We start from the raw sequence: 15083 nt of genomic DNA on the forward strand, positions 1-15083 counted from the left end.
ACCCGGACCTTCGGTCCGACCTCCCCACAAGGGGAGGTAAGGCTTTGCACCGCCTCAACTAAAAAACAAAATCCCCGCAACCAAGAACGTCGGGATCAGCACCAGCCCCGACCACGCCATATAGCCGAAGAAGCCGGGCATCTTGAAGCCGCGATGCCGGGCGATGGCGAAGACCATGAAGTTCGGCGCATTGCCGATATAGGTGTTGGCGCCCATGAACACGGCGCCCGCCGAGATCGCGGCCAATGTCGAGGCGGCCTCGGTCATCAAGTGGTGCGCCTCGCCGCCGGCAAGCTCGAAGAACACCAGATAGGTCGGCGCATTGTCGAGGAACGACGACAACGCCCCGGTCAGCCAGAAATAGGCGAGGTTGTTTGGCTGGCCGTCGGCGGATGTGACCAGGGCCACCAGCGGCGCCAGAGCGCCGTCATGGCCGGCTCGCAGGATGGCGATCACCGGCACGATGCAGGTAAAGATGCCGGCAAAGAGCTTCGCCACCTCGGCGATCGGCTCCCAGGTGAAGCCGTTCGCCTCGCGGTGGCTCTTGTACGAGACCTTGAGGGACAGCAGGGCAAGCGCCAGGATGATCGCGTCGCGCACCAGGTTCTGCAGCTCGAGGCTGACGCCGAGGATCGGGATGCTGATGCCCGGCTTCCAGCTCGCCGAAAGCAGGATCGCGCCGATCACGCCGGCAAGCAGCGGCAGGTTGGCCAGGCCGCGCAGCCGCACCTTCGTGTCCGGCGTCGGATCCTTGATCTTCGGCATGCCGCCTTCGCGGCGATGCAGCATGATGTCGAGCGCCAGGAAGACGGTGAGCACCAGCCCGCCGCTGAACAGCGTCTCGCGCCACAGATTCGCGGTCGTCCAGAAGAAATCGACGCCGCGCAGGAAGCCGACGAACAGAGGCGGATCGCCAAGCGGCGTCAGCGAGCCGCCGATGTTGGAGACCAGGAAGATGAAGAAGATCACCACATGCGCGTTGAACGGCCGGTTGTCATTGGCGCGCAGCATCGGCCGGATCAGGATCATCGAGGCGCCGGTGGTGCCGATCACCGAGGCAAGCAGCGCACCGATGAGCAGCAGGCCGGCATTGACGAGCGGCGTGCCATGGATATTGCCGGCAAGCAGGATGCCGCCCGAGATGGTGTAGAGCGCGAACAGGAGGATGATAAAGGACAGATATTCGGTAAGCAGCGTGTGCAGCACCGCTTCGCCTGCCGATGGAAGGCCGAAGGCGATCGTCAGCGGCACCACCGCCAGCATGGCCCAGGCAGCGGCGATCTTGCCGTAATGATGCTCCCACGCATGCGGGAAAAGCAGCGGTCCGGTCGCGATCGACAACAGCAGGCCGGCAAAAGGCAATCCCCACCACAGCGGCATCGCGGCGCCCGGCAGCCCGTGAATTTCGGAGGCGAAAGCCTGGACCGGAAGCAGCATCGCGATGGCGAGCGCGATGAATGCGAAAAGCTCCTTCCTTCGGCCGCGGCGCGCCCTCCCCTTCTCCCCTTGTGGGAGAAGGTGGATCGGCGCGTAGCGCCGAGACGGATGAGGGGTGTTCCAGCGGAGTGAGGCGCTGGCGTTCCCTGGAACACCCCTCATCCGTCGCCTTCGGCGACACCTTCTCCCACAAGGGGAGAAGGGGGAGCCCGCATCTTGGCTCCGCAAACTGGTGGCCTCTCCCCACCAGGAAGATACGAAAGGAACCGTCGCTTGCCCCACGATCCGGTCAATCCGCCGAATGGTCTTCGAGCGTCACGCCGGCGTCGCGCATCCGCTTCAGCATCGCCTCGACCGAGCCGTTGAGGTCGATGCCGCGGCAGGCGTCGAGCCGCACGGTCGTCCTGAAACCCTGCTTCACCGCGTCGAGCGCAGAGAAGGCGACGCAGAAATCGGTGGCGAGGCCGACCAGGGTGATCGTGTCGATGCCGCGTTCCTTCAGATAGCCTCCGAGACCGGTCGGCGTCTTATGGTCATTCTCGAAGAAGGCGGAATAAGAATCGATCGCCGTGCGGAACCCCTTGCGGATCACCAGTTCCGCCTTGGTCCACGCCAGTCCCGAATGGAAATCGGAGCCGAGGCTTCCCTGGATGCAGTGATCAGGCCACAGCGTCTGCGGCCCATATGGCATCTCGATGCCCTCGAAAGGCTGCTTGCCCGGATGGCTGGAGGCAAAGCTCGAATGCCCGGCCGGGTGCCAGTCCTGGGTCAGGATCACGTGCTCCGTTCGCCGGATCAGGTCGTTGACCAAAGGCACGATCTCGTCGCCGCCGGCAACCGCCAGCGCGCCGCCGGGGCAAAAATCGTTCTGCAGGTCGATGACGATGAGCGCTTCTTCGGCCATGCGGTCCCTTTCGTTTCGGCCCTCTCGTCTGGCTTAGGGCACCTGTCCAAAAGCCGCTGACGCGACCGGACACGGAACCTTGACCAGATGGCCGGCGGCGTCAACCTCCGGCGCCATAACAATCGCGTTCAGCTCTTCGCGGCGCCAACTCCGGCTTTGACAATTCCGGCCGGCCTGATATCATTTGCATACGAATGAATTTGACCGGTCCGGAGACCGGCAACAAGACCTGATGCGGCACTTCGGGAGGCCTGGCGAAGGCCTAAGGTCTGGGAAGGCGCAATTGTCTGGAAGGCAGAGCGTGATCCGTTACGCGAAACCCACCACGGTCGACGAGGCGCTCGCTCTGCTTGGCGAGGACCGCTGGCGCATTCTCGCCGGCGGCACGGATTTCTATCCGGCGCAGGGCGCGAAGCCGTTCCGCGACAACGTCCTCGACATCAACGCTCTCGCCGAACTGCGCGGCATCGCCGAGACCGGCGAGCATTGGCGGATCGGCGCCCGCACAACCTGGACGGATATCGTGCGCCAGCCGCTCCCGCCCGCCTTCGATGCACTGAAGGCGGCCGCACGCGAGGTTGGCTCGGTCCAGATCCAGAATGTCGCATCAATCGCCGGCAATCTCTGCAACGCCTCGCCGGCAGCGGATGGCGTGCCGGCGCTTTTGGCCCTCGATGCCGATGTCGAATTGTGCTCGGCGAAAGCCGTCCGCCATCTGGCCCTCGGTGACTTCATCCTCGGCAATCGCCGCACGGCGCTTCGGCCGGGCGAGATGGTCACCGCCATCCGCGTGCCGAAGCGTTCCGCTGCCGGCAGCTCGGCCTTCGTCAAGCTCGGCGCCCGGCGCTATCTCGTCATCTCGATCGCCATGGCCGCGGCGCGGCTGGTGGTCGAGAATGGCGTCGTCGCGGATGCGGCGATCGCCGTCGGCGCCTGCTCGGCAGTCGCCCGCCGTCTCGCCGGTGTCGAGGCGGCGTTGCGCGGGCAGCCAGTTACTTCTGTCCTTGCCGATGCGGTGCTATCGGCGCCGATCGACGAATTGTCGCCGATCGCCGATGTGCGTGGCAGCGCGGAATACCGACAAGCAGCCGCGCGCGAGATCGTAGCCCGCGCGGTGCGCGCTGCGATCGGTCATGGCGAAGGCAAGGTGGCCGCATGAGCATGACCCAGTCCGGCGCTGCCAAATCCGGCATGGCTCAATCTGGCATGGCCCGGTCCAGTATGGACCGCTCCGAGATCGCCTTCGAGGTCAACGGCGCTGCCGTCAGCGTGTCGGTGCCGCCGGTCAGGCGTCTGTCGCAGGTGTTGCGCGACGAGTTGCGGCTGACCGGCACCAAGGTCGGCTGCGATGCCGGCGACTGCGGCGCCTGCACGGTGCTGGTCGACGGCAATCCGGTCTGCGCCTGCCTGTTGGCGGTGGCCTCCGTGGCCGGCGCCTCCGTCACCACTGTCGAGGGCCTCGCCGATGGCCGGCTGTCCGCCTTGCAGGCCTCCTTCCTCGAACATGGCGCAGCGCAATGCGGCATCTGCACGCCCGGCCTGCTTGTGGCGGCCACCGCGCTGCTGGACCGCAATCCCAGGCCGAGTGAGGCCGAGACGCAGGATGCGCTGGGCGGCGTCCTTTGCCGCTGCACCGGCTACAGGAAAATCGTCGCGGCGGTGATGCAGGCCTCGCAGCACATGAACAGCCTGGATCTTCGCCTGCCGGAAGCCGGCCATGCCGTCGGTGCCTCGCCGATCCGGCTCGACGGCGTGCCGAAAGTCACCGGCGACGAAAAATTCGGCGGCGATTCCTTCCCGTCCGACGCACTGGCGGTGCTGGTGGTGCGCTCGCCGCATTATCATGCCCGCTTCAGCTTCGGCGATATCGATGCTTGGACCAAGGCGCATCCTGGCCTCACCGGCGCCTTCACCGCCGCCGACATTCCGGGAAAGAATTGCTTCGGCGTCATCGGCCCCTTCGCCGACCAGCCGGCGCTGGCCGATGGTTTTGCGCGCCTGCGCGGCGAGGCCGTGGCCCTAGTGGCCGGCGAGCGCGAAGCGATCCTCGATCTCGACCTGACGGATTTCCCGATCGCCTGGACCGAGCTGCCGCATATGCTGCAGCCGCGCGATGCGAAAGCTGACGGCGCGGCACTGATCCATCCGCACCGGCCGGCAAACCTGCTCACCTCCGGCTATGTTGAGCGCGGCGATCCCGATGGCGCGCTCGCTGGCGCAGCGGTCACTGTCTCCGGCGCCATCGAGACCTCCTTTGTCGAGCACGCCTATATCGAGCCGGAAGCCGGCTACGCTTACATGGATGGAGACACGCTGGTCGTCGTCGCCTGCACCCAGGCGCCCTATATGGACCGCGACGACACGGCGAAAGTGCTGGGCCTTCCTGTGGAGAAGGTGCGCATCGTGCCGACGGCGACAGGCGGCGGCTTCGGCTCGAAGCTCGATGTCTCGCTGCAGCCTCTCATCGGCCTTGTGGCGATGAAAACGGGTCGGCCGGCCGCACTTGCCTATACCCGTAATGAATCGATGATGTCGACCACCAAGCGCCATCCGGCCGAGATGAAGGCGACCATCGGCGCCGATGCCGAAGGCCGTGTCACAGGCATGGTCTTCGAGGGCGATTTCAACACCGGCGCCTATGCCAGTTGGGGCCCGACCGTCGCCAATCGCGTGCCGGTGCATGCCTCCGGCCCTTACCTCACGCCGAACTACCGGGCGACGGGCTACGCCATCCACACCAATGGTCCGATCGCCGGCGCCTTCCGCGGCTTCGGTGTGCCACAAGCCACCATCATGCAGGAAACGCTCTATGACGAGCTCGCCGCAAAGCTCTGCATGGATCGTCTCGATTTTCGGCTGAAGAACTGCCTTCGTAACGGACACGAAACGGTCACCGGTCAGCGCCTGGAATCCGGTGTCGGTATCGGCGAATGCCTGGAACAGCTCAAGCCGCACTGGGCGCGTGCGCTGGCGGATGCGGAGGCGTTCAACGCAACCCATGCCGCGAGCAAGCGCGGCGTCGGTATCGCCTCCTGCTGGTATGGCTGCGGCAACACTTCGTTGCCCAATCCATCCACCATCAAGGTCGGCATCTCGGCCGCGGGTGACGTCGTCCTGCACCAGGGCGCGGTCGACATCGGCCAGGGCTCCAACACCGTCATCAGCCAGATATGCGCCGACGCGCTCGGCCTGCCGCTGGCCAGTTTCAAGCTGAAGAGCGCCGACACCGCCATCACCCCCGATGCCGGCAAAACATCCGCCTCGCGGCAGACTTTTGTAACGGGCAAGGCGGCGGAAAAGGCAGGCCGCGCCCTGCGCGAGAAGATCCTGCGCTTTGCCAATGTCTCGGAACAAGCGACGATCGCGCTCGACGGCACCAGCATCTCCATCCGCGAAGGCGATGCCGCGCGGCGCATCGATCTCGCGACGCTGAAGGCCGATGCCGACGGCTTCGTTTTCGTTGCGGAAGAAACCTACGACCCGCCGACGCTGCCGCTCGACGCCAAGGGCCAGGGCAAGCCTTACGCGGTCTACGGCTATGGCGCGCAGATCGCCGAGCTCGAGGTCGATCTCAAGCTTGGCACCGTGAAGCTGATCAAGATCACCGCAGCGCATGATGTCGGCAAGGCGATCAACCCGGTCCTGGTCGAAGGCCAGATCGAAGGCGGCATCGCGCAAGGCATCGGCATGGCGCTGATGGAGGAATATATCCCCGGCCGCACCGAGAACCTGCACGACTACCTCATCCCGACCATCGGCGACGTGCCGCCCATCGAACATATATTGGTCGAGGTTCCGGATCCGGAAGGCCCCTTTGGCGCCAAGGGGTTGGGCGAGCATGTGCTGATCCCGACCGCGCCGGCGATCCTCAATGCCATTCGCCATGCCACAGGCGTCCTGGTCACCAAGGTGCCGGCGACGCCGAGCCGCATCCTGGCGGCGATCCGCGAGAAGGAGGCGCGCCGATGAGCGAGCTTGCCGAACGTTTCGAAACCCACGATCCCGGCGAGAAGCAGGTGGCGGAAAAGATCCGCTGCGATGCCTGCCCGGTCATGTGCTACATCGCCGACGGCCGCACCGGCGCCTGCGACCGCTACGGCAATGTCGGCGGCCGCATCGTGCGCATGGATCCGCTGACCATCCTCGACCACGCGGCCGAGGCCGGCGGCGCGGTCGTGCCGTTCATTGCCGAGGGCGAGGAGTGGCGCGGCGAGCTGGTCAACACCGGACGCCGCTTCGTCACCGCGATCGGCGCCGGCACCACCTATCCGGACTATAAGCCGGCGCCCTTCATTGTCAGCCAGGAAGTCGAGGGCGTCGATCTCGTCACCGTCGTCACCGAAGGCATTTTTTCGTACTGCGGCGTCAAGGTGAAGATCGACACCGATCGCCACATCGGCGACGAGACGGCGACGGTGCGCGCGCAAGGCGAGGCGATCGGCCATGTCACAACGGGTGAATACGGCTCGCAGATGCTGTCGCTCGGCGGCGTCCATCATTTGACCGGCGGCTCGAAAGCGGAGGGACGCGCCACCTGCGACGCGCTGCTCAATCTCTGCAACAGGAAACCGGTCGAGCTCACCATTGACGGCGGCGCGACGGTCATCGTCGAAGCCGGCAAGGCGCCGGTCATCGACGGCAAGGTCGAGCATCGCATGCGCGTCGGCTGCGGCTCGGCGACCATCGGCATGTTTGCCACGCAATGGCGCGGCCTCGTTGACGAGGTGGTGGTGGTCGACGACCACATCACCGGCGTCGTCTCCGAGCATCAGGCCGGCAAGGTGCTGGGCTGGGAGGATACCGGGATAAAGATCATCGGCCGCCGTTCGACCCCCGGCCGCTATTTCAAGGTGTCGGAGCCCGGCCTCGGTTGGGGGGGCACCACGATTTCCGATCCGCTGTCGATCCTCGGCGACTGGAACGCCAAGAAGGGCGCGCGTCCCGGCCTGTCGCTGCTGATGGTCTCGACCACCGGCGAGCAGTTCGCCTATTACGAGCTGGACGACCAGCTGAAGCCGGTCCAGAAGCCGTTTCCCGAGCGGCTGCAAAAGTCCGTCGGCCTGATCGAGGACAATTGCGAGCCGGCTTTGTGTACGGTTCTGTTCATCGGCGGCGCCGGCGGCTCGCTGCGCGCCGGCGTCACCGAAAACCCGGTCAACCTCACCCGCTCGGTGCAAGGGTTGAAGACCTATGTGACCGTGGGGGGCGCGCCGGTCTATGTCTGGCCGGGCGGCGGCATCACGCTGATGGTCGACGTCACCCGCGTGCCGGAAGGCGCCTTCGGCTATGTGCCGACGCCGGCGCTGGTGGCGCCGATCGAGTTCACCATGCGCCGCGACGACTATGTCCGGCTCGGCGGCTATGAGAACGAGATCCGCAGCATCGAGGACATCCTCGCCAAGGGCGGCGAATATCTCAACCCACGCCGCGGCACGGGCGCGCCGGCCGATAACCCCTGGCCGCCGTTGGCGCAACTGCGCCGCGCCGTGGCGAACGGGGCCGGCTGATGAACGGCCCGCAGGCGCATTGGCTTGCCGACGGCAGGCGGCTCCATCTCAACCATGGGCCGATCGATCTGATCGTCGAGGCCTTTGGGGAAGCGGATGAATGCCGCGCCGCTTACGAACAGGCGGTCGCACGCTTTCAGACGATCCTGATCGAGGTGGTCGAGGAGCTTCCCGAATTGCGCCTGCCGGCCTTCTTCCTGGCGCCGCGCGACTTCGCAGGCCCGACCGCGCGCCGCATGGAGGCTGCCGTCATGCCGTTGGCAGAATGCTTCATCACGCCGATGGCCGCCGTTGCCGGTTCGGTAGCCGACGAAATTCTCAGCTCAATGCTCGCCGGCCGTCGGCTCGATCGCGCTTACGTCAACAATGGCGGCGACTGCGCTCTCCATCTTGGCATCGGCCAGACGATGACAGTGGCGATCGCCGGCACCGGGAATGGCATGGTCGACCGCGTCGCCATTCGCGGTGAAGACGGCGTGCGCGGCGTCGCCACCAGCGGCTGGCGCGGGCGGTCGTTTTCATTGGGCATAGCCGATGCCGTCACGGTGCTGGCGCCGACGGGCGCCGAGGCCGATGCGGCGGCGACGCTGATTGCCAACGCCGTCGATCTGCCCGGACATCCCGCCATTGCACGCGCCGCCGCGCGCGATCTGGCGCCAGACAGCGATCTCGGTGAGATGCTGGTGACGCAAAGCGTCGGCCCGCTTGACGCCGCCGAAATTGCGCGCGCGCTAGACAACGGCCTTGCCGTCGCCGAAGATTTTCGCCGGCGCGGCCTGGTCGCCGCCTCGGCGCTGTTTCTGGCGGGCGAGGCCCGCATCAGTGGCTCGGTGACGCTCGCTGCGCCCAATAAACATAAAGCGAAGGAAACTGCCCATGCCTGACTTTCCGATCCGCAAGGTCGCGGTCCTGACCGAGGAGATTTTTCACGACGGCGGCCCCGTCGCGAAAGAACCCCGCCTGCGCGCGGCCGCTCTCGCGGTGGTCAAGAACCCCTTCGCCGGCCGCTATGTCGAGGATTTGCAGGGCGCGATGGAGGACCTGAAGCCGCTCGGGCTTCTGCTCTCGGACAGGCTGATCGCGGCGCTCGGCGGCGACGTGAAAAAGATCGACGGCTACGGCAAGGGCGCCATCGTCGGCACGGCAGGGGAGCTGGAGCACGGCGCGCTGTGGCATGTCCCTGGCGGCTATGCCATGCGCGAGCGTCTCGGCGACGCCAAGGCCATCGTGCCCTCGGCCAAGAAGGTCGGCGCCTTCGGGTCAAGGCTCGACGTGCCGCTTGGCCACATCAACGCCGCCTATGTGCGCAGCCATTTCGACGCCATGGAGGTCGGCATCAGCGACGGCCCGCGTCCGGACGAGATCTTGTTCTGCCTCGCCATGACCTGCGGCCCGCGTGTCCACAACCGCATGGGCGGCCTGGCTGCCGAGGACATCAAGGCATGGGACGGCCTGAGATGAGCGCCGAGGACAATCTGCTGCGGCTGGTCGAAGCCGAAGACGGAGACGAGAACAACTACCACCTGCAGGACCAGGTCGGCTTCATCCTGCGCAAGGCGCACCAGCGCCATGTTTCGATCTTCGCCTCGCATATCGGCGACCTGACGCCGCCGCAATTCGCCGCTTTGGCCAAGCTTTACGATATCGGCGAAACCTCGCAGAACCAGCTCGGAACGCTGATCGCCATGGACGCCGCAACCGTGAAGGGCGTCATCGACCGGCTGAAGGCGCGCGGCCTGGTCGAGGTTTCCAAGCACGAGGTCGACAAAAGGCGGTTGCTGGTCAATCTGACGCCGGAAGGCCGTGAGGCGATCGAGCGGCTGATCCCGCTCGCACGCACCATCACCGAGGAAACGCTGGCGCCGCTGACCGCCAAAGAAACCGCGACGTTCCTGCGGCTGCTTGCGAAGCTGGCGTGAAGGGTTGCTTTCGAGAGGGTGACACCGTTAGACGCTGGAGGGACAGCACCCCCCTCTGGCCTGCCGGCCATCTCCCCCGCAAGGGGGGAGATTAGCAGTTCGGACGCTGGTGCTCGTCCTGCAGCGTTGGCGATGGCGAAAGCCAAGGTGACGGCTGATCTCCCCCCTTGCGGGGGAGATGCCCGGCAGGGCAGAGGGGGGTTGGCGGGAACTCGACGCGGGCGATTGGCCACGCCCGTCCGCCTACACGTCCACCCCGAACATCTCCCTGGCCTGCTCAGCCGTATAATAGCCAAGCCTGACATCCTCGGCGACCTGCTTCGGGTCGCGCTCGCGCGGATCGCCGTAACCGCCGCCGCCGGGCGTGCCGACACGCACGCGGTCGCCGGCCTTGAGCGCGATGTCCTGTTCCTTGGAAAGATGCGGCGGCACATGCGCTTCGCCGCCCCGGAACACGGTGACGCTGTTCGGCGCGCCGTCCCTGCCGCCGAGCGCGCCTTGCGGCCCGAAGCGGCCGTGATCCATGACGAATGATGCGCGCGCTTCGCCGCGCAATAGCTCGACTTCATAGGCGAGCCCGAAGCCGCCGCGATGTTTTCCCGCGCCGCCGGAGCCTTCGCGCAGCGCATAGTGCCGGTAGAGCACCGGAAAGGCCTGCTCCATGATCTCGACCGGGGGCGATTTCGAAATGCCGATCGTCGAGCAGCCATTGCTCAACCCGTCATGGCCGGCATTGCCGCCATAACCGCCTCCCGAGATCTGGTACATGACATAGTCGCGCCCGCGCGCCGGATCGTTGCCGCCGAGCGCGAAATTGCCGCTGGAGCCGGCGGGCGCCGCCGTCACCTTTTCCGGCAGCGCCTGCACCATCGCGGCGAATACGGCTTCGGCGATGCGCTGCGAGACCTCCGCCGCGCAGCCCGAGACCGGGCGCGGATATTTGGCGTCGAGGAACGTGCCTTCCGGCCGCTTGACGTTCAGCGGCTCGAAGGCGCCGGCGCTGATCGGCACTTCTGGAAAAATATGCCGCATGGCCAGATAGACCGACGACAGCGTCGTCGCCAGCACGCTGTTCATCGGCCCAGCGCAGGGTTTCGATGAGCCGGCAAAGTCGAAGGTGAGCGTGTCGCCCTGCTTCTCGACGGCGAGATTGATGGTCAGCGGCTCGTTCACCACCCCGTCGGAATCGACAAAAGCCTGCGAGCGGTAGACACCGTCCGGGATGACGGCGATCGAGGCGCGCATCTGCTCGGCGGCCCGGCGGCGCAGTTCCGCGATTGCCTCGACGACAGTTTCGTCACCGTATCGATCGAGGATTTCGTTGAGCCTATCCTGGCCGATCAGCAGCGCGGCGGCCTGCGCCCGGATGTCGCCGATGCGCTGATCTGCGACCCGGATGTTGGAACAGATGATGGCGTAGATCTCCGGATCGAGCGCGCCCTTCTTGAACAGCTTCACCGGTGGAAGACGCAAGCCCTCCTGTTCGACCGCCGTGGCCGAGGCGGAAAAACCGCCCGGCACCGAACCGCCAATATCCGGCCAGTGGCCGGTGTTGGATAGCCAGCAGAAGATCTTGCCGCCGCGATAGACCGGCATGACGAAGCGCACATCCATCAGATGCGTGCCGCCGAGATAGGGATCGTTGACGATGTAGATGTCGCCGGGCTCCGGCGGCAGGCATCGTCCGTCGGCGATCATCTCGATGACGGTCTTGGTCGAGTATTGCATGACGCCGACGAAGACCGGCAGGCCCTGGCTGCCCTGCGCGATCAGCGAGCCGTCGACGGCCGAATAGATGCCGTCCGAACGGTCATTGGCTTCCGCGATGACCGGCGAGAAGGCCGCACGCGAGAAGGTCAGGTCCATCTCGTCGCAGACCTGCTGCAGCGCGGCCTGCAGCACCGAAAGCGTGATCGTGTCGAGCTTTGCCATCTTAGCCCTCGCCGATGTCGATGATGATGTTGCCGTCCGCATCCGAGCGCGCCCGGTCGCCGGGTTCGAGCACAGTCGTGGCATCCATCTGCTCGAGGATCGCCGGCCCGACAATTGTTGTATCGAGCGGCAGTTTTTCGCGGTCATAGACCGGGGTGTCGTGCCAGGTCCCGTGATACCAGACCGGCCGGATTTCGCGCCGCGCCTCCTCGAGCGTGGCGGCACGTCCTGCGGGGTCGATCAGCCGCGACAGGTCGATCTGCGGCCGCACGCCGGTAACCGATGTGTTGAGGTTGACGAGGTTGGCGCGGATCTCCGGCAACTCGACCTTGAAGCGCGCGAAATAGGCTTTTTCGAACAGAAGCTGCAGTGTTTCTCGTGAAACCGACAAGGAGGGCAGCGGCACGTTGATAATGTGCGTCTGACCGACGAACTGCATGTCGGCCGAATGCGTCACGCGGATCGCGTCGGGCTTCACCGCTTCCTTGGCGATCAGCGCCTCGCCTTCGTTACGGTGCCGTTCCAACACCTCGCGAAGCGCGGTTTCGTCGAGGCCGCCGACCGGCTGGTTGATTGTGTTGACGAAGTCGTGCCGCAGATCGGCCACAACGCAGCCGAGCGCATTGGTGATGCCCGGGCGCGCCGGCACGAGCACTCTCGGCAGGCCAAGCTCGCGGGCGAGTGCCGTCGCGTGCAGCGGCCCGGCGCCGCCGAAGGCGAACAGCGCGAAATCGCGCGGATCGTGGCCGCGCGAGACCGACACCATGCGGATGGCGCCCGCCATTTTCATGTTGCCGAGCCTCAAGACGGCACCCGCCGCTTCGACGCCGGAGAGGCCTGTGTGCTTGCCGATCTTGTCCTCGAAAATATCGGTGACACGCTCGACGGTAACGGGATTGTCGACGGCGAGCAATTTCTTCGGCGCCAGGCGGCCGAGCACCAGATTGGCGTCGGTGATGGTCGGCTCGATGCCGCCGCGCCCGTAGCAGATCGGGCCTGGGTTGGCGCCCGCGCTTTCCGGGCCGATCTGGATCAGCCCGGCCGCATCGACGCGCGCGATCGAGCCGCCGCCGGCGCCCACCGTGTGCACCGCCACCATCGGCACATGGATCGGCATCGCATATTCGATCTCGATCTCGTTGGAGACGGCGGGTTCGGCGTTGCGGATCAGCGCCACGTCGGTCGAGGTGCCGCCCATGTCGTAGGTGACGAGATTGCCGAAGCCGGCGCGCTTTCCCGTATAGGCGGCGGCGATCACGCCCGACGCCGGGCCGGACATCACGGTCTTGGCCGATTCCTGCGTGACGAAGCGGGCCGAGATCATGCCGCCATTGCCGTTCATGATCAGGAAGTCGCGGGCGTAGCCCTTTGCCGCCAGCTCCTTGCGCAGCCGCTCGACATAGCGCTCCAGGATCGGCTGCACCGAGGCGTTGACCGCCGCGGTGACGCCGCGCTCGAACTCGCGCGCTTCCGAAAGCAGCGCATGGCCGGTGGTGATGTGGCTGTTCGGCCAGAGCTCCGCCGCGATCTCTGCCGCGCGCCGCTCATGCGACGGATTGGCGTAGGAGTGCAGGAAATGGATGACCAGCGACTCGCAGCCGGCGTCGAGCAGCGCCTTCGCCGCATCGCGCATCTCGGCTTCGTCGAGTTGAATGCGCACGGCGCCCGACGCCTCGACCCGCTCCGACACTTCCAGCCGAAGGTCGCGGGGAATGACGGGGACAAAAGTGCCCGTCATCCCATAGGCCTGCGGCCTTGTGCGGCGCCCAAGCTCGATCACGTCGCGAAAGCCTCGGGTGGTGATCATGCCGGTCCGCGCCAGGCGACGTTCCAGCACGGCGTTGGTCGTAGTCGTCGTGCCATGCACGATGAGGTCGATGCCGTCGATCGGAAAACCGGTGGCGCCAAGTGCCGCGACGACGCCGAAGGCCTGGTTTTCCACCGTGGTCGGTGTCTTTGCGATATGGACCTTGCCGCCCGCCTTGCCGTCGATCAAAAGCAGATCGGTGAAGGTTCCGCCGACATCGATGCCAGCCACGACGTTTCCCACCGACGCCGAAAATTTCTCATTCATTGCCGAAACCCGAAATGCCAGGACTACGGATATGCCTCGGTTTGGAAAGGCGTTTTACGCCGCCATCTTGACCTGGAGATCATTTGTATACTAATAAATTCCGGACACAAGAGCTTACCGCTTGACAGTGTGCAGGGAGCACGCCGGAACCTGACCGTTCGGGCGCGCACGAGAAGGTTTGGCGCCAGAAGGTTCCGTCTGGGCCGGAAAGTTGGGTTGGAATGAACACGACATCCGCGTTGAACGTCGCCGGCGCAAAGCCGCTGCAGTTCCCGATCCCGGCCAATGTCTATGTCGAGACCGTGGTGTCGGTGAAGCATTATACCGACCGGTTGTTCTCCTTCCGCATCACCCGGCCGCAGTCGCTGCGCTTCCGCTCCGGCGAGTTCGTCATGATCGGCCTGCCCAATGCCGAGAAGCCGATCTTCCGCGCCTATTCGGTCGCGAGCCCCGCCTGGGACGACGAGCTCGAATTCTTCTCGATCAAGGTCCCGGACGGTCCGCTGACCTCCGAGCTGCAGAAGATCGAGGTCGGCGACACCGTCATCATGCGCCAGAAGTCGACCGGCACACTGGTGCTCGACGCGCTGACGCCCGCCAAGCGCGTGATCATGATCTCGACCGGCACCGGCATCGCGCCCTTCGCCAGCCTGCTGCGAGACCCCGATACCTACGAGAAGTTCGACGAGGTCATCCTCACCCACACCTGCCGCGACAATGCCGAGCTCACCTATGGCCAGGAACTGGTGGCGGCGCTCGAAAGCGATCCGCTGATCGGCGAGCTGACCGGCGGCCGCGTCACGCTCTACAATTCGACGACGCGCGAAGAGTCGGCGCGCATGGGCCGCATCACCGCGCTGATCGGCTCGGGCAAGTTCTATTCCGATCTCGGCATCGATAAGCTCAACCCAGAGACCGACCGCATCATGATCTGCGGCTCGATGCATATGCTGAAGGACGTCAAGGAACTCGCCGAAAGCCTCGGCTTCCAGGAAGGTTCCTTGAGCCATCCGGCCAGCTTCGTCGTCGAGCGCGCCTTCGTCGGCTGAGACATATCGCGGTCCGCCTGCTCTGTTGGAAGCGTCTGAGATTAGCGACGGCATTCGCGCTTCGTCATTCTAGGGCGGAGCAAGGAGCGGAGCGACGCGCGCAGACCCTAGAATCCATGCAGTTACGCTAAGACGTTGCGGCGGTTACGGAATTCTGCACCGTTGCACTCTGTGGCAGAGGTCACGGCATGGATACTCGGGTCAAGCCCGAGTATGACGAAGGGATGGGCATTTCGGCCATTCTCCAACGCATGGAGCGCC

Annotated in this window: 11 protein-coding genes; 7 read left to right on the forward strand and 4 right to left on the reverse strand. The window is 65.5% G+C overall.

The window, feature by feature from the left end:
- Positions 1 to 54 precede the first annotated feature (54 nt).
- Complete coding sequence (locus LB552_RS21580) at positions 55 to 1437, reverse strand: sodium:proton antiporter (protein ID WP_224610102.1); 1383 nt, start codon at positions 1435 to 1437, stop codon at positions 55 to 57.
- Between the two features lie 289 nt (positions 1438 to 1726).
- The gene (gene pncA / locus LB552_RS21585) at positions 1727 to 2341 is read right to left on the reverse strand and encodes a bifunctional nicotinamidase/pyrazinamidase (protein ID WP_224531653.1); all 615 of its coding nucleotides are present in this window, start codon (positions 2339 to 2341) and stop codon (positions 1727 to 1729) included.
- 301 nt (positions 2342 to 2642) lie between these two features.
- On the opposite strand from pncA, the gene LB552_RS21590 reads away from it, so the two are divergent.
- The 6 genes from LB552_RS21590 to LB552_RS21615 are packed head-to-tail and all read left to right on the forward strand — an operon-like array spanning position 2643 to position 9767.
- A complete protein-coding gene (locus LB552_RS21590; RefSeq protein WP_224610104.1) occupies positions 2643 to 3500 on the forward strand; it encodes an FAD binding domain-containing protein in 858 nt (285 codons plus the stop codon).
- A 32-nt stretch (positions 3501 to 3532) separates the two neighbouring features.
- Positions 3533 to 6310, forward strand: coding sequence for a molybdopterin-dependent oxidoreductase (locus LB552_RS21595; protein ID WP_411966398.1), 2778 nt, complete (start codon positions 3533 to 3535; stop codon positions 6308 to 6310).
- Complete coding sequence (locus tag LB552_RS21600; RefSeq protein ID WP_224610106.1) at positions 6307 to 7848, forward strand: 6-hydroxynicotinate reductase; 1542 nt, start codon at positions 6307 to 6309, stop codon at positions 7846 to 7848. Before LB552_RS21595 ends, LB552_RS21600 begins: the two co-directional genes overlap by 4 nt.
- The gene (locus LB552_RS21605; RefSeq protein ID WP_224610108.1) at positions 7848 to 8732 is read left to right on the forward strand and encodes a UPF0280 family protein; all 885 of its coding nucleotides are present in this window, start codon (positions 7848 to 7850) and stop codon (positions 8730 to 8732) included. Before LB552_RS21600 ends, LB552_RS21605 begins: the two co-directional genes overlap by 1 nt.
- Entirely contained in the window at positions 8725 to 9309 is a 585-nt protein-coding gene (locus LB552_RS21610; RefSeq protein WP_224545264.1) for an amino acid synthesis family protein, read from the forward strand. Before LB552_RS21605 ends, LB552_RS21610 begins: the two co-directional genes overlap by 8 nt.
- On the forward strand, positions 9306 to 9767 hold the full coding sequence (locus tag LB552_RS21615; RefSeq protein WP_224610222.1) for a MarR family winged helix-turn-helix transcriptional regulator: 462 nt from the start codon (positions 9306 to 9308) through the stop codon (positions 9765 to 9767). Before LB552_RS21610 ends, LB552_RS21615 begins: the two co-directional genes overlap by 4 nt.
- Positions 9768 to 10010: 243 nt before the next feature.
- Here the strand turns inward: LB552_RS21615 and LB552_RS21620 are convergent, their stop codons facing one another.
- Positions 10011 to 11699 (reverse strand): hydantoinase B/oxoprolinase family protein, encoded by a 1689-nt coding sequence (locus LB552_RS21620; protein WP_224531664.1) that lies wholly within the window; start codon positions 11697 to 11699, stop codon positions 10011 to 10013.
- 1 nt (position 11700) lies between these two features.
- The gene (locus LB552_RS21625; protein ID WP_224610110.1) at positions 11701 to 13773 is read right to left on the reverse strand and encodes a hydantoinase/oxoprolinase family protein; all 2073 of its coding nucleotides are present in this window, start codon (positions 13771 to 13773) and stop codon (positions 11701 to 11703) included.
- A 221-nt stretch (positions 13774 to 13994) separates the two neighbouring features.
- On the opposite strand from LB552_RS21625, the gene LB552_RS21630 reads away from it, so the two are divergent.
- A complete protein-coding gene (locus LB552_RS21630; RefSeq protein ID WP_224610112.1) occupies positions 13995 to 14822 on the forward strand; it encodes a ferredoxin--NADP reductase in 828 nt (275 codons plus the stop codon).
- Positions 14823 to 15083 lie beyond the last annotated feature (261 nt).

Origin of the sequence: Mesorhizobium sp. CA7, from assembly GCF_020165015.1 — a bacterium.
Lineage (GTDB): Bacteria > Pseudomonadota > Alphaproteobacteria > Rhizobiales > Rhizobiaceae > Mesorhizobium.

Bases quoted from the DNA above. Each gene is read 5' to 3' on its own strand.
- LB552_RS21580 (WP_224610102.1), bottom strand. From the start codon at position 1,437: ATGCTGCTTCCGGTCCAGGCTTTCGCCTCCGAAATTCACGGGCTGCCG.
- LB552_RS21595 (WP_411966398.1), top strand. From the start codon at position 3,533: ATGGCTCAATCTGGCATGGCCCGGTCCAGTATGGACCGCTCCGAGATC.
- LB552_RS21630 (WP_224610112.1), top strand. From the start codon at position 13,995: ATGAACACGACATCCGCGTTGAACGTCGCCGGCGCAAAGCCGCTGCAG.
- LB552_RS21615 (WP_224610222.1), top strand. From the start codon at position 9,306: ATGAGCGCCGAGGACAATCTGCTGCGGCTGGTCGAAGCCGAAGACGGA.
- pncA (WP_224531653.1), bottom strand. From the start codon at position 2,341: ATGGCCGAAGAAGCGCTCATCGTCATCGACCTGCAGAACGATTTTTGC.
- LB552_RS21605 (WP_224610108.1), top strand. From the start codon at position 7,848: ATGAACGGCCCGCAGGCGCATTGGCTTGCCGACGGCAGGCGGCTCCAT.
- LB552_RS21625 (WP_224610110.1), bottom strand. From the start codon at position 13,773: ATGAATGAGAAATTTTCGGCGTCGGTGGGAAACGTCGTGGCTGGCATC.
- LB552_RS21600 (WP_224610106.1), top strand. From the start codon at position 6,307: ATGAGCGAGCTTGCCGAACGTTTCGAAACCCACGATCCCGGCGAGAAG.
- LB552_RS21620 (WP_224531664.1), bottom strand. From the start codon at position 11,699: ATGGCAAAGCTCGACACGATCACGCTTTCGGTGCTGCAGGCCGCGCTG.
- LB552_RS21610 (WP_224545264.1), top strand. From the start codon at position 8,725: ATGCCTGACTTTCCGATCCGCAAGGTCGCGGTCCTGACCGAGGAGATT.